Below are 21,379 nucleotides of genomic sequence, written 5' to 3'. Positions count from 1 at the left end.
TGCGCCCCGAACAGAACGCCCGAATACCCGGACCGTTCGCGAAACCACTCTTTGCCAGGGCCGCAAGTGCCCCCATCTTGGTCCGGTGACGACCGATCTCCTGCCCGATGCCTTCGCAACCTGGTTCGCCGCCCGCGGCTGGACACCCCGCCCGCACCAGCGCGCCATGCTCGACGCCGCGGCCAGCGGACAGTCTGCGCTTCTGGTTGCGCCGACGGGTGGCGGCAAGACGCTGGCGGGCTTTCTCCCGAGCCTCGTGGACCTCGCGAAGCACGGCTCGTCGGGCAAGATCCATACGGTCTATGTCAGTCCGCTGAAGGCGCTGGCACAGGATATCGCCCGTAACCTGATCGATCCGATCGACGACATGGGCCTGCCCATCCGGATCGAGACCCGCACCGGCGACACGTCGCAGACCCAGCGCAAGCGCCAGCGCGAGATCCCGCCCGATATCCTGCTGACGACGCCCGAAAGCCTGGCCCTTCTGCTGTCGCTGCCGGAAGCGGACGAGATGTTCGAAGGACTGTCCTGCGTGATCCTTGACGAGATCCACGCGATCGCGGGCACCAAGCGCGGCGATCAACTCGCATTGTGCACCGCGCGTCTGTCGCGTCTCGCACCCGACCTCCGGCTCGTCGGTCTCTCGGCAACCGTAGCCCATCCCGACGCCATCGCCGCCTATATCGCGCCGAACGGCGATCCCGCCCGCGTGCGGCGGATCACGGGCGCACAGGGCGCCCCGCCCGAGATCGGCATCCTCGTGCCCGAACCATCGGGCCCGCGCGACCGGACCCTGCCCTGGTCGGGCCATATGGGCCTGTTCGCGGCCCCGGCCATTCTGGCGGCGATCAAGGCAAGCGGCATGACGATCGTGTTCGTCAACACGCGCGCGCAGGCCGAACTCCTCTTCGACGCGCTGTGGCGCCACAATGACGAGACGCTGCCGATCGCAATGCATCACGGCAGCCTCGATCCCGAGCAGAGACGGCGCGTGGAAGACGCCATGGCCGCGGGGCGCCTGCGCGCCGTGGTCGCCACGTCCTCGCTCGATCTCGGCATCGACTGGGCAGGCGTCGATCAGGTCATCCAGGTCGGTGCGCCCAAGGGGGTCTCTCGCCTGTTGCAGCGCATCGGCCGCGCCAATCACCGCATGGATGCCGCCTCGCGCGCCATCCTCGTGCCCGCCAACCGGTTCGAGGTGCTGGAATGCGAGGCCGCGCGTGAAGGTGTCGCGGAGATGGCGCTGGATGGTGATCCGCCACGTCCCGGCGGGCTCGACGTGCTGGCGCAGCATCTGCTCGGCATGGCCTGCAGCGCGCCGTTCCTGCCTGACGACCTCTATGCCGAGGTGCGCACGGCCGCACCCTACGCCCGGCTTTCTCGCCAGGATTTCGACGATACGCTGCGCTTCGTGGCTGACGGCGGCTATGCGCTTCAGGCCTATGACCGTCATCGGAAGCTGTTCACGGATGCGATCGGCTTGGTCTGGGTGCGGGACGAGCGCGTGGCCCGGCAATACCGGATGAACATCGGCACGATCGTGGAAGCCCCCATGCTGCGCGTCCGCCAGCGACGCGGCGGCGTGCTGGGCGAGGTGGAAGAGGGTTTCGCAGCCCAGCTCGTGCCGGGCGACACGTTCCTGTTCGGGGGACGACTGCTGCGCTTCGAAGGGCTGCGCGAGACGGCGGTGGAGGTCACGCCCGGCACCGGAGGCGAACCGCGCGTGCCGATCTATGAAGGCGGCCGCCTGCCGCTCTCGACCAACCTCGCCGATCGCGTGCGACGCATCCTGCACGACCCCGATCTCTGGCCGCTTCTGCCGGTGCCGGTGCAGGAATGGCTGGCCCTTCAGGCACGCCGGTCGCGCCTGCCGGGCGAGGACGACCTGCTGGTCGAGACATTCCCGCGCGGCGGCCGGTGGTACCTCGTCGCCTACTGTTTCGAGGGACGCAACGCACATCAGACGCTGGGCATGCTGCTGACGCGTCGTCTAGAACGCGCCGGTGCCGGGCCGCTGGGCTTCGTCACCACGGATTATGTGCTGGCCTGCTGGTGCGCGCACGAGCCGCAGGACATGGCGGCCCTTTTCGCCGAGGACATGCTGGGCGACGATCTGGACGCCTGGATGGCCGACAGCGCCATGCTGCGCCGCACCTTTCGCACCGTTGCCGTGATCGCGGGCCTGATCGAGCGCAAGGCGCCCGGCGCCGAGAAGAACCGGCGTCAGGTCACGATCAACTCCGACCTTCTCTACGACGTGCTGCGCCAGCACGAACCGGATCACGTCCTGCTGCGTGCGACCCGCGCCGATGCCGCCGCGGGCTTGACCGACCTCGGACGCATCGCCCACATGCTGCGCCGGGCTGCGGGCAGGACCGTACATGTGCGTCTGCCGCGCGTCTCGCCACTGGCCGTGCCGGTCCTGCTGGAAATAGGGCGCGAACGCATAGCGCATGGCGCGGGGGAAGAAGACTTGCTGGCAGAAGCCGAACAGCTGATCGCGGAAGGCATGAGCGAAAGCGCATGACGGCCGCCCCCCTGCATATGGCGGGCGAGCGTCTGATGCTCGACCCGGCAGGCGCCGTGTACTGGCCGGCCCGGCGCATGCTGATCGCAGCCGACCTGCATCTGGAAAAAGGCACGGCGTTCGCACGGCGCGGCATGCTGCTGCCGCCGTACGACACGGCCCTGACCCTGGACCGTCTTGCGCTCCTGCGCCGCCGTTACGCACCGGCCATGCTGGTGGCCCTGGGCGACAGCTTCCATGATCGCGCGGCGGCCCTTCGCCTCAATCCCGCCGATCGCGCGCGCCTGCTCCGGATCGCCGAGGGGCTGGACCTCGTCTGGATCACCGGCAACCACGATCCCGATCCGCCCGAAACGCTGCCCGGCCGATCCTGCGACGAACTCGCCTGCGAACCCTTCACCCTGCGCCACATCCCGCGAGATGGCGTCTGCACCGATCCTGAAATGGCGGGCCATCTGCATCCGAAGGCGCAGGTCCAGACACGCGGCCAGACCATCTCGCGCCCCTGCTTCATCGCAGACGACACACGCATGATCCTGCCGGCCTTCGGGACCTACACGGGCGGGCTGGACGTCCGCGATCCCGCGATCGCCGGCCTTTATCCGCGCGGCGCGCAACTGTTCCTGCTGGGCCGGGACCGCGTGTTCGCCTTCCGGACGGCGCCTGCGCCACGGGCACGGATGCGGCAGGCCTGAATCGTTTCCGCAGACCGGCAACACTTTCTTAACCATCGATCGCTACCGTCATCCTCGCATGCCGCCCGAGCAGGGCTGAACAGGCATGGGCATGGTGAAGGACCGTTCGATGTCGATCTTCAGCTCTCTCGATACGGCCGTCAGCGGGCTGAACGCGCAGTCGCAGGCCTTCAGCAACCTGAGCAACAACATCTCCAACAGCCAGACCGTCGGCTACAAGGCGACGGACACGGCGTTCGAGGATTTTGTCACCAACAGCGCGAGCGGCAACAGCGGCACGCTGAACGACGGCGGCGGCTCCTACAGCGACAGCGTGGCGGCCAACACCATCCAGCGCAACGATGTTCAGGGCACCATCACCTCGAGCACGAACGCACTGGCACTCGCGATCTCGGGCAACGGCTTCTTCAACGTGCAGGAAGCCAGCGGTTCGTCCGCCTCCAGCAGCCCGACTTTCAGCGGACAGCAGTACTACACGCGCAACGGCGATTTCTCGCGCGATGCGAACGGCTACCTCGTGAACACGTCCGGCCAGTATCTGGAAGGCTATCAGGTCGGCACGAACGGCCAGATGGGCACGACGCTCCAGCCGCTGCAGATCCAGAACGTCGCCTTCACGCCGACCGAATCCACGACGATGACGGTCAGCGGCACGATCGGCTCCTCGACGACGAGCGGCGCAAGCACGCAGACGACTGCCACCGCGTACAGCGCACAGGGCACGCCGCAATCCGTCGGCCTCAACTGGCAGCAGAGCACGACCAATCCCCTGGACTGGACAGTGTCCAACAGTGCCGATCCCACGAACAGCACAGCTGTCACCTTCAATTCGGACGGCACCCTGGCATCCGTCGGCAGTGAAAGCACGTCGGGCGCGACCGGAAGCTTCAGCTTCACCGGAAGCCCGCAGGACATGACGGTCAATCTCGGCACGATCGGCCAGTCGAGCGGCATTGCGCTTTCAACCACCACGACATCGACCGCGTCCGACGCCACGATGACGACCGACAGCGTGACCTCCGGCACGTTCCAGGGCCTGTCGATGCAGTCGGACGGCTCGGTGATGGCGACGTTCAACAACGGCCTGTCCCAGCTCGTCGGCAAGATCCCGCTGGCAACCTTCGCCAATCCCAACGGGCTCGCACCGGCGGACGGACAGGCATACACCGCAACCGAGGCTTCCGGCGGCCCTACGGAAAATGCGGTCAACACCGGAGCCGCGGGCTCCCTTGAGACCGGATCGACCGAAAGCTCGACTACCGATCTGACCGGCGACCTGACCCAGTTGATCGTGGCGCAGCAGGCCTACGGCGCCAATTCCAAGGTCGTCTCCACGGCCGATCAGCTGATGCAGACAACCATTGCGATGATCCAGTGATGATCGCCGCTGAGCCCGTTATCGTGCGGAGCCTGCCATGGGCCTGACAGACGCGCTGTCGATTGCATCGAGTGGCCTCAACGCCACGCAATATGCCCTGACGGTCGCGTCGCAGAATATCTCGAACGCGAATACGGCCGGCTACAGCGCAGAGGTCGCGAACGTATCGTCGCGTGCCGCGAACGGTATCGGCAACGGTGTCTCGAGCGGCTCTACGACGATCGTCACCAATGCGGCGCTGACGAATGCGCTTTATACGCAGAACGCCAGTGTCGCCGGCCTGACCACGACCAGTTCCGCCCTGTCGACGATCACTAGCCTGCAGGGTTCGACATCGGCCGATTCCGGCAGCAGCGGCACATTGTCCGATACGCTCGGCAACGTGCAGACAGCCCTGATCTCGCTCACCAGCACGCCGACGAACAGCGCGGCCCAATCGACGGTCATCTCCAACGCCCAGACCCTGTGCCAGACGATCCAGACGCTCGGGAATGCCTACCAGTCCGCCCGACAGACGGCCCAGGACGGGATCGTGTCGTCCGTGTCGTCGGTCAACACGGATCTGACGACCATCGGATCGCTGTCTTCGCAGATCATGTCGCTGACAGCGTCCGGCGGCAGTACCGCGGATCTCGAAAACCAGCGCAACGCCGCGCTATCCAGCCTTTCGAGCGAGCTTTCGATCAACTACACGACGTCCGCCAATGGCGACATGACGATCACGACCACCAACGGCACGGTCCTGCCCACGCACGATTACGATACGAGCGGAGCCCCGACCGTCTCCAGCACCTGGCCCTTGTCCACGCAAAGCGCCAGCGTCTCCGCCGGAAGTGCCTATCCCGGAACGGGATCGGACGCGCTGCCCGGCGTGACCCTGAACGGCCGGGACGTCACCTCGTCGCTGACCGGCGGCACGCTGGGCGCGAACATCACCCTGCGCGACACGACCCTGCCGACCATGCAGGCCCAGCTTGACAGCTTTTCGTCGACCCTCGCCAGCCGCTTCGATGCCCAGGGGATGGACCTGTTCACGACGGCCTCGGGCGCCACCCCGGGCACGAGCACGACCGAAACCGCACCAGGCGGAATTGTCGGCCTGTCGCAGCAGATCACGGTCAATCCGAGCTATGTCAGCGACCCTTCCAGTCTCGTGGGCGGCACGTCGGGCACAACCACCGCGGTGCAGAACGTCCTGTCCTACGCCTTCGGAAGCACGCTTGCCGACAACAGTACGCAGCCTGATGCACCCACTACCGGCCTCGGCGTCACCGGCACGCTGTCCACAGGCTACAGCGGCAATACCGATATCCTTTCGCTTGCTACCGCGCTGACGGCCAATCAGGCCGCGACGGCCAACACGGCATCATCAGGCCTGACGACGGCACAGACCGCGCAGTCCAGCCTGTCGAGCAAGGTCGCCAGCGCAACGGGCGTATCCGTAGACAACGAGATGGCCAATGTCGTGACGCTGCAGAACGCCTATGCCGCGAATGCCAAGGTCGTGTCCGCCGTGCAGACGATGTTCACCGATCTGCTGAACGCCGTGGGGAGCTGAAATTGAGCGGCAGCATCAGTCAATATGGCAACAGCGGCATGTCCGCCCTCATGAGGCAGGCCGTCAGTGTGCTCTCCACGCAGGAGCAATCCCTGCAACTGCAGACCTCGACCGGTGTCGCATCCGACAGTTACGCGGGCCTGGGCGATACACGAACGCAGGCCCTGTCCCTGCAACCCGCCATCACACAGGTCAGTGCTTGGTCCGCGAATGTAACGTCTGCACAAGGACAGCTGAGCGTGACCCAGACGGCACTGGGCGAGATCGGGTCGATCGCCTCGTCACTGAGCACGACACTGACATCCCTTTCGGGAACACCGACCCAGTCGACCGTCCAGACCGCTGCCACACAGGCCGCACAGGATCTCCAGACCCTGGGTTCTCTCCTCGATACGAAATCCGGCAGCACCTACGTGTTCGCCGGCGCGCAGTCGCAGACGGCGCCTGTCGGCGCCGGGACTGATCTTGCAACAGGCAGTCTCGCCACGGCCATTTCATCGACCGTCGGCCAGCTCGGCACGCTTGGCGCCGACGGCGTCCTTGACCAGACGCTCGATCTGGCCGGAAGCACGACCGCCAACGATCCGTTTTCCGCCGGGCTGTCCGTTTCGCCTCAGGATGCCTCGAAACTCGCGGCCACGCCTGCGCTCGGCCAGAACCAGACGATGAGCATCGGTGTCGTCGCTACACAGGGCAGTGCGGCCAGTTCCACGTCCACCGGATCGCCGATCCGCGATCTTATGCGTAATCTCATGGTCGTCGCCTCGCTCGGCCAGACGACGGCAGGTTCCAGCAGCTACAACGACCTGATTTCAGGGCTGACGACTTCCACCAGTTCCGTATCGTCCAACATCACGGCGATGTCGGCATCGGTCGGCGTGACCCAGAACAGCCTGACGACCCATGCCTCCATGCTGAGCCAGATGACGACGTCCCTGACCACCCAGCTCGGCACGAGCAAGGATGCCGATCTCGCGACCGTGTCGACCCAGCTCTCGTCGATCCAGGACGATCTTCAGGCCTCGTATTCCGTCATCGCCGACATGAAAGGCATGACGCTCGCCGACTATATCTGATCGTCGAGCGCGCCTTGGGCGATCGCCGTCGCCAGACTGGGTGCGAGGGGGAGAACCGGCGCCAGTGTCGCCTGATAGGCGTGATAGAGATCGGCCTTTCCGGGATAGATCTCTTCCGACACGTGCCCTTTCGGATCGACTTCGTTGAACCAGCTTCCCTCGACGCGATCGATGCAGAAACGGTCCACATAATCCCAGATGCGCCGATACCATCCTTCATATTCCGCAGCACCCGTGCGTCGGAACAGCGACAGCGCCGCCGTGATCGCCTCCGCCTGGACCCAGTGGGCCCGCACCCGAACGTGCGGCTTGTGGTCCCAGTCGATCGTGTAGATCAGGCCCGGCGTTTCATCGACGTGCCAGCCGCTGCGGACGGCCTGGTCAAACAGCCCGCGTGCATCGTCCAGCATCCATTCGGGCGCCGGTATGCCCCGCAGCAGCAGCGCTGCCTCGAGCTTGAGCACGAGATGCGACCACTCGGCGAAATGTCCCGGCGTCATGCCGAATGGCCTCAGCGAGTCCGTCGGCTTGTCGCGGTCGTAATCCCGCAGCATGTCCCAGTTGCGGTTGAAATGCTCCGGCACCGCGTAGCGCTCGGCTTTCGCATAGGTGTGGATGAAGCGGGTGACGATCCGCAGTGCGCGCTCCAGCCAGACAGGATCCCCGGTCACATCCGCCAATGCCATGCACATCTCGGTCGAGTGCATGTTGCTGTTGGCGCCGCGATAATCCTCCTCATCGCTCCAGTCGGTGGCGAAGCTCTCGCGCATCACGCCGTCTTTTTCGCACCAGAAATGCGCATTCAGCACGGAAATCGCGTCATCCAGCAGCGCTTGCCCACCTTCAAGGCCAAGCACCACGGCCGTGGAACCCGCCAGCGCGACAAAAGCATGCAGATAGGCCTGCTTGCGATCGTCCGGATGCTTTTCATCGGGCATCCAGCCGCCATGCCGCGCATCCCGCAGCGGTCCGCGCAGGCAGTCGACACCGTGCTGCGCGAGCGCGCCACATCCCGGCAGTCCCTGAAGAGCCGCCAGCCCGTAGGCGTGCGTCATGCGGGCCGTCAGGATCGTATCCGCGACGCTGTCCTCGGCCAGACGTCCCTTGCCATCAAGTGGGCCGAATCCATGCTCGAGGCGTGCGTTCTTCGAGAAATCCAGCAGCTGGCGGCCTTCCGCTGCGAGCCACAGCCGGTGGGGGCGGCTCTCAAGCCAACTTCGGGTCGATGGAATGTGCGTGAAATTGCGTCCAGCAGTCATGAATGCTCCTCTCCACGCGAGCCATGGTTTGCAATCTTCGTGCAAACGAACCCGGGCCGCGTCGAATATCCGGGCTTTTCACGCACGGGACGAAGACGGGTTGCCTTTCAGGTGCCTTCAAACCTGACCCGTTACGCCGTTTTGAGGCCATTGCTTTTGCATCGACATGGCGCAAAGAGAGGGCATGGTACTGCATGACTCGATGACGTCGAACCGCCCCGCAACCTGGGGCTCAGGCACGAACCCCGATCCCTTTCCGGCAGCCCGCGGGAAGCCCGCAGGCAGATCCGACAGACGCACCCGGGTCCTGATGGAACTGCGCCCGTGCTTCGACGGGTATGCCGGCATTCCGCAGGAAACCCGCCTGCTGTTCGGTGCCTTTGCGGCGTCCTCCGACTTCCTCATGGGCGGGCTGCTCAATGGCGCCGCCTCGAACGCCGGTGCGCGCGCCGATACGGCGTCCGACCCGGCGCTGCGCGTCTTCTCGCAGGCCGGCCACCTGATTGCCCTCGACAACGGCCATACGCCCGCAAGCCTCCTGCGGCGTATCGGCAATCGCACGATCGGCAGCTACACCGCCGAGCGCCTGTCCGTCCTGCGGCGCGCACGCGAAATCGACGGTCTCGGCACGACCCTGGATCCCGAAGTCTTCGGAGACTGGATCTGGATGCGCCTCATGCGCCTCGGTCTCGAGCCCGAGCAGCGCGCCCTGATCGAGCGCGGGAAGTTCATCTTCCCCCGCATGAGCTGGGGCGATGCGGCGCGTCTCGCCACGCTCAACAGCCGGGCCCGGACCACGCTGGATATGGCTGCATCGGGCTGGGACATCCATCTGGCGCACACGCCCAGCCCCTATCGCCTGCGGGGCGGCAAGCTCGTCGTGCGGTATCACGATGCCATTCCGCTGCTCTGGCCCCACACCATCAGCCATGCATGGCAGCATGCGCGCAGCCACTACCGGATGCTCAAGGCCAACATCGCCGACGGCGCCTGGTTCGTCTGCACGTCCGAGCCCGTGCGCGACGATCTGCTGCGCCTGTTCCCGAAGGCCGAGAAACGCTCGATCGTGATCCCGACGATGTCGTCCGGCGCCTTCCGGCCGGAGCCTCGTCCCGCAGCGCAGATCCAGAGCATTATCAAGCGCGGCCGCGACGCCGGAGCCAGCAAGCTGCGCGCCTTGCCGAGCGCCAAGACGGACAGCCTGCCCGGCGCGAGCGCAAAGGTGGACAACCAGCCATTCATCATGGCGGTGTCGACGCTGGAGCCGCGCAAGAACTACGAAATGCTGATGCGGGCCGCGGCTGTTGCGCATCGTCGTCGCGATGGCGGCTTCCATCTGGTCATGGTTGCCAATCCCGGCTGGCGGAGCGAGCGCGAGGTCGCACTCCTGCGACAGCTCGTGAACGAGAACATCGTCTATCACCTGTCCGACGTCTCGACCCACGACCTGCGCGCCCTCTACACCGCAGCCCATGCCGTGATCTGCCCGAGCCGTGCGGAAGGGTTCGACCTTGCAACCGTCGAGGCAATGGCTTGTGGCGCGCCCGTGTTCGCATCCGATATTCCCGTGCATCGCTGGGTCTGTGGCGACGCGGTCGAATACTTCGATCCCTATGACGAGGATCGCCTGTCGAACCTGATTTCGGAGGTCGTTTCGGCTCCGCGCAAGGAAGGTCGACTGGCCGATCTCGCCGATCAGGGCCTCAGACGCGCCGGGCTCTATGCACCCTCGGTGCTCGAACCGGCCTGGCACAACGCAATGGATCAGGTCGCCCGGGCATAGGAGAGCCGCCGTCCGAATATTGCCGGCAGGCTGCTTTCGGAGGCACCATCATCCCTGAATCACGATGATGGATGTCCTCCGCGTGCACGCGATCAGCAGGTTTATCCGAAACCGGATACTGCCATTATGCTGGCCGATCCTTATGGCGCTGGGAGCAACATCGGCGCTTGCCAGCTCCTATCACGTGCCGTCAGGCTCGATGGAGCCGACGCTTATGATCGGCGACCACATCATCGCCGCGAAGTTCGCCTACGGCTACAGCACGGCCAACCTGCCGTTCGGCAACCTTCTGCTGCACAGCGATCATCGCCTGTTCGAACGACTGCCGGCGCGCAGAGACGTCGTCGTCTTTGGCGGCCCTGCTCATCCGGCGATCACCCTGGTCAAACGCGTCATTGCCCTGCCCGGCGATCGCATCAGACTAACGGCGGGTCATATCTGGCTCAATGGACGCGAGGTTCCGTGGCATGACGACGGTCCGGCGGTGGAAGAGCTGCCCGATGGCCAATCGGTGCCGGCCGAACGACTGACCGAGGCGCTGCCCGACGGTCGAACGCACGATGTGCCGAAGATTCTGGCCTACGGTCCCTACGATAACATGCCCGAGCTGACCGTGCCGCCGGGGCACCTGTTTGTCATGGGCGATAACCGCGACAATTCCGCCGATAGCCGGGTGGCCGTGGCACAAGGCGGTGTCGGGTTGCTGCCTGTCTGGAATCTGGAGGGACGCGCCATGGTTGTGGCCGGTTCCCGACGCCATCTGGCGCGCTGGGTACCGACCCGCCTCTGACGCGTCCCATGAGCAGCGTCGCTGCGCCGTCCTGAACCCGGGCGGCTGCCCGCTTTTTCAGCGGCAAGGCAATCGCCTGTTCGACACCCGGGCTCCAACACCCGGGCACGAAGGGCGAGACCAGACCCTTCGAACAGATCAGGCGTCAGAGAACGCTGCGGGGATCAGTTGCTTGAGCCGCCCGTCGAGCGCGCAATCCCCTGCTGGGCGCTGTTGGCGGCGCGCGACGTGTCGTGGCCGACCGAGCTGACATCCTGACCCATGCCGCGAGCCGTGTTGCAGGCGGACAGGCCGACAGCGGCGCTGCCCAGAAGGCCGGTGAAAACAAGCAGTCGGGCGATGCTGCGGTAGGTCTTCATGATGTCTTCCTTGATCGTTGAATCGATGGACATGCATGAAAGACGGCATCCCCCCTCCGGGTTGCGTATCGCTCCTCCGATACGCAACAGGTCCGCATCAGCCCACGTCGAAGCTGACGCCCTGGGCCAGCGGCAGAGCCGTGCTGTAATTGATCGTATTCGTCGCCCGGCGCATATAACCGCGCCATGAATCGGATCCGGACTCGCGCCCGCCCCCGGTTTCCTTCTCGCCCCCGAACGCCCCGCCGATCTCGGCGCCTGACGTGCCGATGTTCACGTTCGCGATGCCGCAGTCGGAGCCGCTATGCGAGACGAACGTCTCGGCCTCGCGCAGGTCGAGTGTGAAGATGGCTGACGAGAGTCCCTGGGCCACCGCGTTCTGCAGTGTGATCGCCTCGTCGAGCTCATCGTAAGCCATGACATAGAGGATCGGCGCGAACGTCTCCTCCAGAACGGGGCCCCGTTGCGCCGCCATTTCGACCAGTGCCGGACGCACGTAATATCCACCCTCGCAGCCGTCCACCGTGACGCGCTCGCCACCCTGCACACGGCCGCCTTCCGCACGCGCCGCGTCGAGAGCGGCCTGCATCCGTTCGAAGGCACCGCCATCGATCAGCGGACCGACAAGGTGCCCGTCCAGCGGATTGCCGACGCTGACCGACGCATAGGCCGATTTCAGGCGGGTCAGGAACGCGTCGTAGACCGACGTGTGCACGAACAGCCGCCGCAGCGTCGTGCAGCGCTGGCCGGCCGTTCCCATCGCTGCAAAGGCGACGCCGCGCAGCGCAAGGTCGAGATCCGCGGCACCGCTCACGATCGCGGCGTTGTTGCCGCCCAGTTCGAGGATCGCCCGCGCGAACCGCCCCGCGAGCTTCTGCCCCACGATCCGGCCCATCGAGGTCGATCCCGTGGCCGAGACGAGCGGCACCTTCGGATGCGCGACCAGCACTTCACCCACCGAACGATCGCCAATCAGCAGGTGAGACAGCCCCTCGGGTGCAGCGCCCCCTCCCTGCCGGAAGCGAACGAGCGCGCGGTCCAGCACGGCATGGGCCGCGATGGCGGTCAGCGGCGTCTTTTCCGATGGTTTCCAGACGATGGCATTGCCGCAGACCAGGGCGAGCGCCGCATTCCAGGCCCAGACGGCCACAGGAAAATTGAAGGCCGAGATGATGCCGACGACGCCCAGCGGATGCCACGTCTCCATCATGCGATGGCCCGGCCGCTCGGTCGCGATGGTCAGCCCGTGGAGCTGGCGCGACAGGCCGACCGCGAAATCGCAGATGTCGATCATTTCCTGCACTTCGCCCAAGCCCTCGGACGGGGACTTGCCGGCCTCGATCGAGACGAGCCGCCCCAACTGCTCCCTGGATGCCCGCAGTTCCTCGCCGAGCAGGCGCACAAGCTCGCCCCGGCCGGGCGCCGGCACGTCGCGCCAGGCCCTGGCTGCCACGGCCGCCGTATCGATGGCATCCGTGGCCCCTTCGGCACTGATCGTCGCCACCTGCGCGATCACACTGCCATCGACCGGCGAACGCACGACAAGCGCGCCATTCTCAAGCACGTCGGGAGGAACGCCCAGGTCCGCGAAGAGAGAGCGTGTGAGGGTGGCAAGCGTCGTCATGCGGAGCGGGTCCTTCAGATCTGCGGCAGTCAGCGTGAATTTGTATGCCAGAGCGCGCGGTCGCCCAAGCCCTCCTCGAAACCTTGACGGTTGCCGAGAAAGCCATGCGCAGGCATATGTCAAAACGTAACGAAACGGCAGGGCGAGCGCATGATGGAACGTAGCCGGGACATTCCACCAGCCCGGATTTCAGGAGCATGGCGGCGTCTCTCCCGCGCTCTGGCGGGGAGCCTTGCCCTGCTGGGACTTGCAGGATGCACCGATCCCCAAGGTAATGGCCGATGTGTCATCGATGGTTTCGGGAACATTCCGATCCTCAACCGGCAGGGCTCACCGATCGTGCGGGCGAGCGTCAACGGGCATCCGGTTGCCTTCATCGTGGACAGCGGGAGCTACAACAGTACGATCTCGCCACGATCTGCCGATCAGCTTGGCCTGAATGCCAATGGCGCGACGGGGCTTGTCGGAGGCGTGGATGGGCCGAGCATGGCAAGCGTGCAGACTGCGCGCACCATAGCTCTCGGCACAGGTCAGGCGCGCGACGCGGCGTTCCTGGTTGCCGACCTGCCGCAGGCCAGGCCCGTCAGCGGATTGCCGGTGGTCGGTCTGTTCGGCGCGGAGTTCATGCTGAACTACGATATCGTGCTGGATCAGCCTGATACGACCATGTCACTTCTGCATGTGACAGGCTGTTCAATGCCGGCACCGCTCTGGAGCGGCATGATGCATCTCGCTCCGATTGATATCGATGGCCCCGGCAGGAACAAGATCGGTGTCACGCTGATGGTGAACGGCAAGCGTGTCACAGCCGCTCTCGACAGTGGCGCTTCCACGACCACCATTCCGCTCGACGATGCCCATCGTGCCGGCGTGACGGATGCCATGCTCGATCAGGACGTGAAAATCCACGTGCGCGGTGTCGGAAACACGCCGATCACGGGCTGGCGTCACCGTTTTGCGACCCTCGGCGTCGGCAGTATCACGTTGAACAACGTCGTCCTCACTGTCCTGCCGGATCAGGATTATGCGCTTCTCGGCGACGACTTCCTGCGCGGCCATCGCGTGTGGATCCCGAGGAACGGCAATACGATGTATATCCAGAGCCGCGCCGAAATCCCGGCGAACGACCCGGCCCGAAAGGCCGCGGAAAGTCCGTAGGCACCGCCGCATCGGGAAAGAATGGAAAAAGCATCCGCGCCTTAAGGTCTTGTACACCTCCTGATCGTAGAACGGCCCCATCGTTGTTCAAACGTCGATCGGCCGTTCCCCATGCTGCCTGCCTCTCCTCGCGCATCTTCGCCACCAGCGGGTCCCGGGCCCGTCAGCCTGACGCTCGCTCCGTCCCTGACGTCGGACGAAGCCGATCCACTGCTCGGCGCCCTGCGCGAGACCACTGACCCGGTCGTACGGATCGATGCCCGCAGGGTCGAACGGATCGGCGGCCTGTGCCTGCAAATCCTCCTTTCGGCCGCGCGAACGTTCGCGGCTTCAGGTCGAACGCTCGTCTTCGATTCGCCGTCGGATGCCTTCGTCGAAGGGCTCACGCTTCTCGGTGCCCGCACCTTGCTGTTGCCGGAGGCCTCGGCATGAGCCGGCTGATCTTCACCATCGACGATTCCCGCACGATCCGCGACCTGCTGCGGACCGTTCTGACGGGGGCGGGCTATCGTGTCGAACAGGCGGTGGACGGCATTGATGGCCTCGAGCGCCTTGATGCCGCCAACTGTCCGCTGCCGGCTGCAATCATCACGGACGTGAACATGCCGCGGCTGGACGGGCTCGGTTTCATCGAACGGGCACGGGAGCGGACGCGTCTGGCTTTCGTGCCGATCCTCGTCCTGACCACGGAATCGGATCCCGCCAAAAAGGCCCGCGCGCGCGCCGCCGGTGCCACGGGCTGGATCGTCAAGCCTTTCGCGCCCGATGTCCTGCTGCAGGCTGTCAGTCGCGTGACGGCCTGAGGAGACGGCCATGAACGATCTGGATGCGATCAGGCTCGTCTATTTCGAAGAGTGTGACGAGCTCCTTGTCGAGCTTGACCGGGGGCTGCAGCAACTGGCGGCCAACGGCCCCGATGCCGAGACGATCAATGCGATCTTCCGGGCCGTTCATTCGATCAAGGGAGGTGCGGGCGCTTTCGGGCTTGAGCGCCTCGTGCGTTTTGCCCATCGCGTCGAGAACATACTCGATGACCTGCGCAGTGGTCGCTTCACCCCGACCGATGCAACCTGCGACCTGCTGTTCCAGGCCAGTGATCGACTGGCAGACCTCGTCGGCAAGGCCAAAATCGGAGACGAGCAGGCCGTCGGCGACGAGACCCTGATTGCAGAAGCGCTCGAAGCCCATGCCCGGCAGCAGGCCTCTTCCGACAGCGTGCCGGAAATGCCACCTGGCGACGATCCGTTCGACCTGCTGGCGGGCCTGTCCTTCACGCCGGTTCCGGTCTCTCTCGAGACACCCGCATCTGTCGGGCGCTGGCGGCTTACGCTTGCGCCGAGCCGTACGCTCTATGCCTGCGGGGACGACATTCGCAATGCGCTCACAGCGCTTGCGGCCCTGGGCTCGTGTCATACCATCATCGTAACCGATGCATTGCCGACACTCGACGCGTTGGACCCCCATGATGGCTATCTGATCTGGAATGTTCAACTGCAAGCCGATGTGGACGAAGCCGCGATCCGGGCAGCGCTCGAGTGGTCAATCGACGATCTAGGGCTTTCGATTGAACCTGACCCCAATGGCGTCGTCACGCCCCCAGGCGCGCTTCAGACGCCTGCGACACCAATCGCCTCCCCCGACCCCGCCCCATCGATCGACATGCAACCTGCGCGGCAAGAGGCCGAGCCGACCTCGCAAAGCCCTTCGGTCTCCGTGTCCAAGGGACAGACATCGATCCGGGTCGATCTGGCGCGCGTGGACAAACTGGTCGACCTCGTCGGCGAACTGGTCATCAATCAGGCTGCCCTGCACCAGTGCCTGGGCGAAATTCCCAAGCATCAGGCTGCCATGGCCAACACAGCCATTGCCAATCTCGATCATCTGACGCGAGAGCTTCAGGAGGGTGTCATGGCAATGCGCGCCCATCCGATCGGCGCTGTCTTCCAGCGAATGGGCCGCGTCGTACGTGAGGCGTCCGCCGCCACCGGCAAGCCGGTCCGGCTGATCTTGTCGGGCGAGGACATCGAGGTGGATCGTTCGATCGTCGAGCATCTGGTCGATCCGCTGACGCACATCCTGCGCAATGCCGTGGACCATGGCATCGAACCCGCGGCCGGACGATCGGAAGCCCATAAACCGCCGGAGGGCGAAATCCGGCTGACGGCACGTCATCGGTCGGACCGTCTGGTCATCGAGATTTCCGACGACGGGCGCGGGATCGATACGGAACGAGTCCGTACCAAGGCCATCGAGCGCGGCCTGATCGATCCGCAGGCCACGATCGACGCAGCCCAGGTGCACAATCTCATTTTCGCACCGGGATTTTCCACCGCTGCCGCGATTTCCGACCTGTCCGGCCGCGGTGTCGGAATGGATGTGGTCAAGCGCTCCATCACGGAGCTCGGTGGCCGCATCGTGGTGCAGTCCGAATACGGACGCGGCACGACCATCATCCTTTCCCTGCCGCTGACGCTGGCCGTGCTCGACGGCATGGTGTTCCGCGCCGGCGGCCAGACATTCATCGCCCCCGTCGGTCATGTCGTGGAATCCCTGACACCGGATCCCGCCAAGGTTTTTTCCTTGAGCGACGGAAGCCTTATCTACAACGGCCGCGGACAGCATCTTCCAGTCGTCGATGTGGGCGCATGCCTTACCTCCAACCCATGCATCAATCATGCGCACGTCCCTCTCGTCATGATCGTCGAGAGCGAACAGGGACAACGCATGGCGCTGGCAGTCGACGACATCGTGCAGCAATCCCAGATCGTCATCAAAAGCATTGAAAAGAATTATGCGCGCGTCGCCGGAATTGCCGCTGCCACGATCCTCGGCAACGGCGACGTCGCCCTCATCATCGATGTCGACGCACTGGTCGGATGGCAGGATGGCCGCCCCGGCCACCCTGCCATCGACCACGACCGAAATCGCCCGGAGCTTTCATGGACATGACACAAGCAATGCGCCAGCCTGATCGAGACGCCCCGGAAAAGGTCATGGTCTTCGCCATCGACGGACGCGAATACGGCATCGACATCATGTCGGTCCGGGAAATCCGGAGCTGGGTCACCATCACTCCGCTGCCACGTACGCCCGACTACATCAGTGGCGTCATCAACATCCGCGGGACCGTTCTGCCGATCATCAATCTGGCCGCACGTCTGGCACCCGGCGTCGAGCATGCTACCGTCCGGGACGTCATCGTCGTACTTGAGATCGGCGATCGCATTGCCGGCATCCTTGTCGACCAGGTGTCGGACATCGTCGAGATCAAGGCCGGGGATATTCAGGATCTTCCGTCCGCGACGACCGACAGCGTCCGCGAGTTCGTATTCGGTCTGCTGACCCATGACGGGCGTGTGGTCTGCCTGCTGCGCTCCGGCGAGCTTCTGCCGGAGCCCGCAGCGGCATGACATTTGCTGCCGAAGCCGCGAACGCTCGATCACTGACGCCAGTGCAGTCAATCAATTCGTTGTCCTCCAGAAACTTCCAGACCATTGCCCATATCGCGAAGTCCATATCCGGGCTCGATATCGGTGAATCCAAGCGTTCCCTGGTCGTCGCGCGACTGCTGAGGCGATTGCGCGCGCTGGATATGGCGGATTTCGACGCCTACTGCGATCGCCTCAACGGACCCGACGGCGAAGAAGAACGCGCGCATATGGTGTCCGCACTGACGACCAATGTAACCGCTTTCTTTCGCGAGCCGCATCATTTCGACTATCTGGCCCAGCACCTTGCAACGCCACCCGGAATCGCCTCCCGCGCTGCGCCCGTGAGGATCTGGTGTGCAGCCGCCTCAAGCGGCGAAGAGGCCTACTCCGCCGCCCTGACCCTGCTCAGCTCTTATCCCTCTGCTGCGACATATGGCGCACGCGTTCTGGCGACCGACATCAATCCGCACGTCATTGCGGCAGCACACCGGGGTTTGTATCCCATTTCCGAACGTTCCAGAATTCCCCAGAGCCTGTTTCAGAAATACTGCAAGGAAGACACGGACGAAGGCCACTTCTCTTTCGAGGAATCCGTCCGTTCTATCATCAGGTTTCGTGAACTCAATCTTCTCGGCCCCTGGCCGATGCGACAGAAATTCGATGCCATCTTCTGTCGCAACGTCGCGATCTATTTCGATGCGCCGACGAAGCTCGCGCTCTGGCGGCGCCTTGTTTCTCAATTGACGCCGGGTGGCGAGCTGTATCTGGGTCATTCCGAACGGATCGACGATCCCGCGTCATATGGCCTGCAGGCATTCGGCATCACTGCATACCGGATGGTTTCACGATGACACGGCCCGTCAGCGTCCTCATCGTGGACGACTCGATCACGGCGCGTTCGCTCATGACCGTGGCGCTGCGTCAGGATCCACAGATCCATGTGGTCGGCACTGCCGCCACAGCACTCGAAGCACGGGACATGATCATCAAGCTTCAGCCCGACGTCCTGACATTGGACGTCGAGATGCCGCAGATGAACGGGCTCGAGTTTCTCGAAAAGATCATGCGCCTTCGCCCGATGCCGGTGATCATGGTCTCGTCCCATACGGCACGTGGAGCCGATGTCGCGATCCGTGCCCTCGAACTCGGCGCCGTGGAATGCTTTGCCAAACCGCAAGGTTTTCCGGCAGCACTTCCTTATCAAGGTCTGTGTGCTCTCGTTCGCCATGCGGCATCGGCCCGCATCCGCGGGAAAGGCGTCGATGATCGGCCACTGGCGCCTGCAGTCAATGCAACTCCCATGCGCGATCCGCCCCTCGTGGCGATCGGCGCCTCGACAGGCGGCGTGGAAGCGTTGACCGAAGTGCTGGGCAGCTATCCCGCCGATTGTCCGCCAACCGTCATCACCCAGCATATGCCAGCCGCTTTTACCGACGGATTTGCCAGACGCCTCGATCGTCTGTGCGCTCCGAACGTGCGGATCGCCGAGGATCTGATGCCCGTCAAACGCGGTCAGGTCCTGATCGCGCCTGGCGGGGCACATCATCTGCAGGCTGTGCGACGCAACGGTGTCCTGATGGCGCGTCTGTATGCTGCTGATCCTGTCAATGGCCACAGGCCGTCAGTCGATGTTCTTTTCCAGTCTGTGGCGCATCATGTCGGGCGCCATGCCATTGGCGTCATCCTGACGGGCATGGAGTATGACGGCGCGCGCGGTCTTCTCGCCATGCGTCAGGCTGGCGCACGCACGCTCGGCCAGGACGAGGAAAGCTCCGTGATCTATGGCATGCCGAAGGCCGCATTCGATCTTGGTGCCGTGGAACGCCAGTTGCCGCTTGACCGGATTGCCGGTGGCATTCTGCGTCTGGCGGGACAGCTTTCCGAGGGCACGCCCTCTACCCGATCAATCATCGCGACGCCGGAGACCCTCGCATGATCGCAGCATCCAGCATCACCGTCCTGCTCGTGGACGACCAGACATCCATCCGGGCACTCCTGCGCAACAACCTCATTCAGCTCGGTTTTTCACAGATCTACGGCGCACGCGGCGGTGCCGAGGCGCTGGCCCATCTGGAACAGGTGCCGACGCAGCTCGTAATTTCGGACTTCAACATGCCGGATATGGATGGCCTCGCGTTGCTCCGCGCAGTGCGCGCCAATCCCAGGACCGCCAAGCTTGCTTTCATCATGCTGACCGGGCAGGCCAGCCGCGAACTCGTGCAGCAGGCAATTGCAGACGGCGTCAACAATTTCATTGCCAAGCCCTTCACATCGGCCGCGCTCAAATCCCGGATCGAAGCGGTATTCGGCGCCATGGCAGCCAGTTGAATCGCATGCCGTCCGGCACGATCCCAGGCTCTGTGTTCCTTGCGCGACTTGCCGATGCGCTCGGCCGCCACGCCGACGCTCTCAGGGCTTTCGAAAACTCGGGCCTTCCGGGTATCAACCCGACACCTGCCGCAGAAACCCTCAAAATCAGACAGACGATCGATCAGGCCGTGCAGACTGCATTCGCCTTGTCCGCGCTCTGCCAGACACTGGCCACGAGCGGTGCCGGGGCTTCAATCGCATTCCCTGTTGCGCCCATTGTCGAGATACCCCTGGCCGCTCTTCGTGACAGATTGCTTGATGCACAGCCCGACGCCATTGAGGGTTTTCCTGCGCCAGATCAGGCGGCAGAATTTTTCTGATACGACGCGGATGCATTGATCGCATCAGCCATCTTCCGCCTTGGCGAGATGTCTGAGCGCACGCAGATACAAGCCATCAACTCATGCACATCTTCGCGTCATCACTCACGTTCGCTTCCATCCAGCGCTTCGGAATGTGTCTCCAACACTTGTTTTTATAGAGATATGGGCTCTTGAACCTTTAATTTCATCGGATGGAGACGATCCACCCGCGGAAGGCAGCCAGCAAGCTCGCGAGCAGGACGCGCGTAGGAGTCTTGTGTTTCGGCGACGCAGGCAGGGCGCAGTCGATCAGATCGGAATACGAGCAACTGTCCGTCGTGCAGTAGTCATGCGCTCTCGCTGCCAGGACGTCGCATCCGTTCGGCCGTGCGGCCCCGATCAAATTTGCAACGGACGAAACCCGCTCCGTGACAGGTCGTTACGGATCCATGATCACGATCAACCATCCTTGTCGAGCCCGGCTGCTTCTTGCGCTTGCAAGCGTTGTCAGCCTGTCGCTTTCCGCCTGTAATGGGAGTTCCGCTGCGCACAGTTCGGATGGAACGCCTAACGCTGCTGCCGGCAGCGGTGCCGCCAATCAGGCGGCAGGACAAGGCGGCATGGACAACAACTCGTCCGGCTATAATCAGGGCGCTCCCAACTGAGAACATTCGTCCGGGTCTGCCTTTCGCCTGACACTCGCGCAAATCGGCCTTGATGCACCACCATTATTCGGTGCTGACATTTACGTTCCGTTGCTGATGGATGAGGAAGCTTTCGGCCTGTAGCCCATATGCGACAAATGATGCCCGAGGCGTCATCCTCTGGTCAGGGCCGCCGGACTGACGATCTGCCGCGATGGTCGTATCCTCGAGCATTGAATCCAGCCGACACGACAGCGACTGCTGACTTTACATGAGACAGTCTGACGTGTCCGCAGGCCTGTCCGGACCGCAAAGCATTACAAAATGATGCCCCTACGTGCTAACCACCTCCGTCCCGTGATAGACACGGACGCGCGGCAAGGAGACCAGAGGGCATGATGACAGGGCTGGGAGCATGAGCGAGG

The 21,379-nt window shown here is 64.1% G+C and carries 19 protein-coding genes; 16 read left to right on the top strand and 3 right to left on the bottom strand.

All coding sequences use genetic code 11. From position 1 onward, the window contains the following. The first annotated feature begins 166 nt into the window (after window positions 1-166). The 5 genes from B8446_RS05600 (at window position 167) to B8446_RS05580 (ending at window position 7,234) form a co-directional block, all read left to right on the top strand. On the top strand, window positions 167-2,527 hold the full coding sequence (locus B8446_RS05600) for a ligase-associated DNA damage response DEXH box helicase (protein ID WP_241767653.1): 2,361 nt from the start codon (window positions 167-169) through the stop codon (window positions 2,525-2,527). Next, window positions 2,524-3,222 (top strand): ligase-associated DNA damage response endonuclease PdeM, encoded by a 699-nt coding sequence (gene pdeM / locus B8446_RS05595; RefSeq protein WP_048848125.1) that lies wholly within the window; start codon window positions 2,524-2,526, stop codon window positions 3,220-3,222. The genes B8446_RS05600 and pdeM overlap by 4 nt, the downstream gene beginning before the upstream one ends. A gap of 109 nt (window positions 3,223-3,331) precedes the next feature. Continuing rightward, complete coding sequence (gene flgE, locus B8446_RS05590; protein ID WP_048848170.1) at window positions 3,332-4,600, top strand: flagellar hook protein FlgE; 1,269 nt, start codon at window positions 3,332-3,334, stop codon at window positions 4,598-4,600. A gap of 37 nt (window positions 4,601-4,637) precedes the next feature. Then, complete coding sequence (flgK, locus tag B8446_RS05585; RefSeq protein ID WP_048848124.1) at window positions 4,638-6,158, top strand: flagellar hook-associated protein FlgK; 1,521 nt, start codon at window positions 4,638-4,640, stop codon at window positions 6,156-6,158. Window positions 6,159-6,160: 2 nt separating this feature from the next. Then, window positions 6,161-7,234 (top strand): flagellin, encoded by a 1,074-nt coding sequence (locus tag B8446_RS05580; protein ID WP_048848123.1) that lies wholly within the window; start codon window positions 6,161-6,163, stop codon window positions 7,232-7,234. Here B8446_RS05580 and B8446_RS05575 read toward each other — a convergent pair. Then, a complete protein-coding gene (locus B8446_RS05575) occupies window positions 7,225-8,493 on the bottom strand; it encodes a D-mannose isomerase (protein WP_048848122.1) in 1,269 nt (422 codons plus the stop codon). The genes B8446_RS05580 and B8446_RS05575 overlap by 10 nt on opposite strands. Before the next feature lie 184 nt (window positions 8,494-8,677). Between B8446_RS05575 and B8446_RS05570 the strand changes: the two genes are divergently transcribed. Both B8446_RS05570 and lepB read left to right on the top strand, forming a co-directional pair. Continuing rightward, entirely contained in the window at window positions 8,678-10,276 is a 1,599-nt protein-coding gene (locus tag B8446_RS05570) for a glycosyltransferase family 4 protein (RefSeq protein ID WP_048848121.1), read from the top strand. Window positions 10,277-10,340: 64 nt separating this feature from the next. After that, window positions 10,341-11,066, top strand: a complete 726-nt coding sequence (gene lepB / locus B8446_RS05565; protein WP_306301102.1) for a signal peptidase I — start codon at window positions 10,341-10,343, stop codon at window positions 11,064-11,066. Between the two features lie 164 nt (window positions 11,067-11,230). Here the strand turns inward: lepB and B8446_RS05560 are convergent, their stop codons facing one another. Then, window positions 11,231-11,458, bottom strand: coding sequence for an entericidin (locus B8446_RS05560; RefSeq protein ID WP_373277130.1), 228 nt, complete (start codon window positions 11,456-11,458; stop codon window positions 11,231-11,233). Between the two features lie 64 nt (window positions 11,459-11,522). Then, window positions 11,523-13,049, bottom strand: a complete 1,527-nt coding sequence (gene amaB / locus B8446_RS05555; protein ID WP_048848120.1) for an L-piperidine-6-carboxylate dehydrogenase — start codon at window positions 13,047-13,049, stop codon at window positions 11,523-11,525. A 150-nt stretch (window positions 13,050-13,199) separates the two neighbouring features. Here amaB and B8446_RS05550 point away from each other — a divergent pair, with 150 nt between their 5' ends. From B8446_RS05550 to B8446_RS05510, 9 genes are all read left to right on the top strand, one after another. Beyond that, window positions 13,200-14,207 (top strand): retroviral-like aspartic protease family protein, encoded by a 1,008-nt coding sequence (locus B8446_RS05550; protein WP_048848118.1) that lies wholly within the window; start codon window positions 13,200-13,202, stop codon window positions 14,205-14,207. Between the two features lie 111 nt (window positions 14,208-14,318). After that, complete coding sequence (locus tag B8446_RS05545; protein WP_053053716.1) at window positions 14,319-14,639, top strand: STAS domain-containing protein; 321 nt, start codon at window positions 14,319-14,321, stop codon at window positions 14,637-14,639. Next, window positions 14,636-15,010, top strand: coding sequence for a response regulator (locus tag B8446_RS05540; RefSeq protein WP_048848116.1), 375 nt, complete (start codon window positions 14,636-14,638; stop codon window positions 15,008-15,010). The genes B8446_RS05545 and B8446_RS05540 overlap by 4 nt, the downstream gene beginning before the upstream one ends. A gap of 10 nt (window positions 15,011-15,020) precedes the next feature. After that, on the top strand, window positions 15,021-17,156 hold the full coding sequence (locus B8446_RS05535) for a chemotaxis protein CheA (protein ID WP_048848113.1): 2,136 nt from the start codon (window positions 15,021-15,023) through the stop codon (window positions 17,154-17,156). After that, window positions 17,147-17,617, top strand: a complete 471-nt coding sequence (locus B8446_RS05530; RefSeq protein WP_158507527.1) for a chemotaxis protein CheW — start codon at window positions 17,147-17,149, stop codon at window positions 17,615-17,617. Before B8446_RS05535 ends, B8446_RS05530 begins: the two co-directional genes overlap by 10 nt. Beyond that, window positions 17,614-18,489 (top strand): CheR family methyltransferase, encoded by an 876-nt coding sequence (locus tag B8446_RS05525; protein WP_048848109.1) that lies wholly within the window; start codon window positions 17,614-17,616, stop codon window positions 18,487-18,489. Before B8446_RS05530 ends, B8446_RS05525 begins: the two co-directional genes overlap by 4 nt. Continuing rightward, window positions 18,486-19,574: a protein-glutamate methylesterase/protein-glutamine glutaminase gene (locus B8446_RS05520; protein ID WP_048848108.1), complete on the top strand. Its 1,089-nt coding sequence runs from the start codon at window positions 18,486-18,488 to the stop codon at window positions 19,572-19,574. Before B8446_RS05525 ends, B8446_RS05520 begins: the two co-directional genes overlap by 4 nt. Then, window positions 19,571-19,966 (top strand): response regulator, encoded by a 396-nt coding sequence (locus B8446_RS05515; protein ID WP_048848106.1) that lies wholly within the window; start codon window positions 19,571-19,573, stop codon window positions 19,964-19,966. The genes B8446_RS05520 and B8446_RS05515 overlap by 4 nt, the downstream gene beginning before the upstream one ends. 5 nt (window positions 19,967-19,971) lie before the next feature. Further along, window positions 19,972-20,328: a hypothetical protein gene (locus B8446_RS05510; RefSeq protein WP_148505863.1), complete on the top strand. Its 357-nt coding sequence runs from the start codon at window positions 19,972-19,974 to the stop codon at window positions 20,326-20,328. The last annotated feature ends 1,051 nt before the right edge of the window (window positions 20,329-21,379 follow it).

Source organism: Tanticharoenia sakaeratensis NBRC 103193, from assembly GCF_000963885.1.
In the GTDB taxonomy this organism is placed as follows: domain Bacteria; phylum Pseudomonadota; class Alphaproteobacteria; order Acetobacterales; family Acetobacteraceae; genus Tanticharoenia; species Tanticharoenia sakaeratensis.
The sequence above is the reverse complement of the archived record's forward strand: the minus strand, read 5'-3'. Positions and strand labels throughout refer to the sequence as shown.

Excerpts from the sequence above, each read along its gene's own strand:
- B8446_RS05550 (WP_048848118.1), top strand. The coding sequence starts at position 13,200 with ATGATGGAACGTAGCCGGGACATTCCACCAGCCCGGATTTCAGGAGCA.
- B8446_RS05535 (WP_048848113.1), top strand. The coding sequence starts at position 15,021 with ATGAACGATCTGGATGCGATCAGGCTCGTCTATTTCGAAGAGTGTGAC.
- B8446_RS05525 (WP_048848109.1), top strand. The coding sequence starts at position 17,614 with ATGACATTTGCTGCCGAAGCCGCGAACGCTCGATCACTGACGCCAGTG.
- B8446_RS05575 (WP_048848122.1), bottom strand. The coding sequence starts at position 8,493 with ATGACTGCTGGACGCAATTTCACGCACATTCCATCGACCCGAAGTTGG.
- lepB (WP_306301102.1), top strand. The coding sequence starts at position 10,341 with ATGATGGATGTCCTCCGCGTGCACGCGATCAGCAGGTTTATCCGAAAC.
- B8446_RS05560 (WP_373277130.1), bottom strand. The coding sequence starts at position 11,458 with ATGTCCATCGATTCAACGATCAAGGAAGACATCATGAAGACCTACCGC.
- B8446_RS05520 (WP_048848108.1), top strand. The coding sequence starts at position 18,486 with ATGACACGGCCCGTCAGCGTCCTCATCGTGGACGACTCGATCACGGCG.
- pdeM (WP_048848125.1), top strand. The coding sequence starts at position 2,524 with ATGACGGCCGCCCCCCTGCATATGGCGGGCGAGCGTCTGATGCTCGAC.
- B8446_RS05545 (WP_053053716.1), top strand. The coding sequence starts at position 14,319 with ATGCTGCCTGCCTCTCCTCGCGCATCTTCGCCACCAGCGGGTCCCGGG.
- B8446_RS05570 (WP_048848121.1), top strand. The coding sequence starts at position 8,678 with ATGGTACTGCATGACTCGATGACGTCGAACCGCCCCGCAACCTGGGGC.
- flgK (WP_048848124.1), top strand. The coding sequence starts at position 4,638 with ATGGGCCTGACAGACGCGCTGTCGATTGCATCGAGTGGCCTCAACGCC.
- B8446_RS05530 (WP_158507527.1), top strand. The coding sequence starts at position 17,147 with ATGGACATGACACAAGCAATGCGCCAGCCTGATCGAGACGCCCCGGAA.
- B8446_RS05515 (WP_048848106.1), top strand. The coding sequence starts at position 19,571 with ATGATCGCAGCATCCAGCATCACCGTCCTGCTCGTGGACGACCAGACA.
- B8446_RS05540 (WP_048848116.1), top strand. The coding sequence starts at position 14,636 with ATGAGCCGGCTGATCTTCACCATCGACGATTCCCGCACGATCCGCGAC.
- flgE (WP_048848170.1), top strand. The coding sequence starts at position 3,332 with ATGTCGATCTTCAGCTCTCTCGATACGGCCGTCAGCGGGCTGAACGCG.
- B8446_RS05600 (WP_241767653.1), top strand. The coding sequence starts at position 167 with ATGCTCGACGCCGCGGCCAGCGGACAGTCTGCGCTTCTGGTTGCGCCG.
- amaB (WP_048848120.1), bottom strand. The coding sequence starts at position 13,049 with ATGACGACGCTTGCCACCCTCACACGCTCTCTCTTCGCGGACCTGGGC.
- B8446_RS05510 (WP_148505863.1), top strand. The coding sequence starts at position 19,972 with ATGCCGTCCGGCACGATCCCAGGCTCTGTGTTCCTTGCGCGACTTGCC.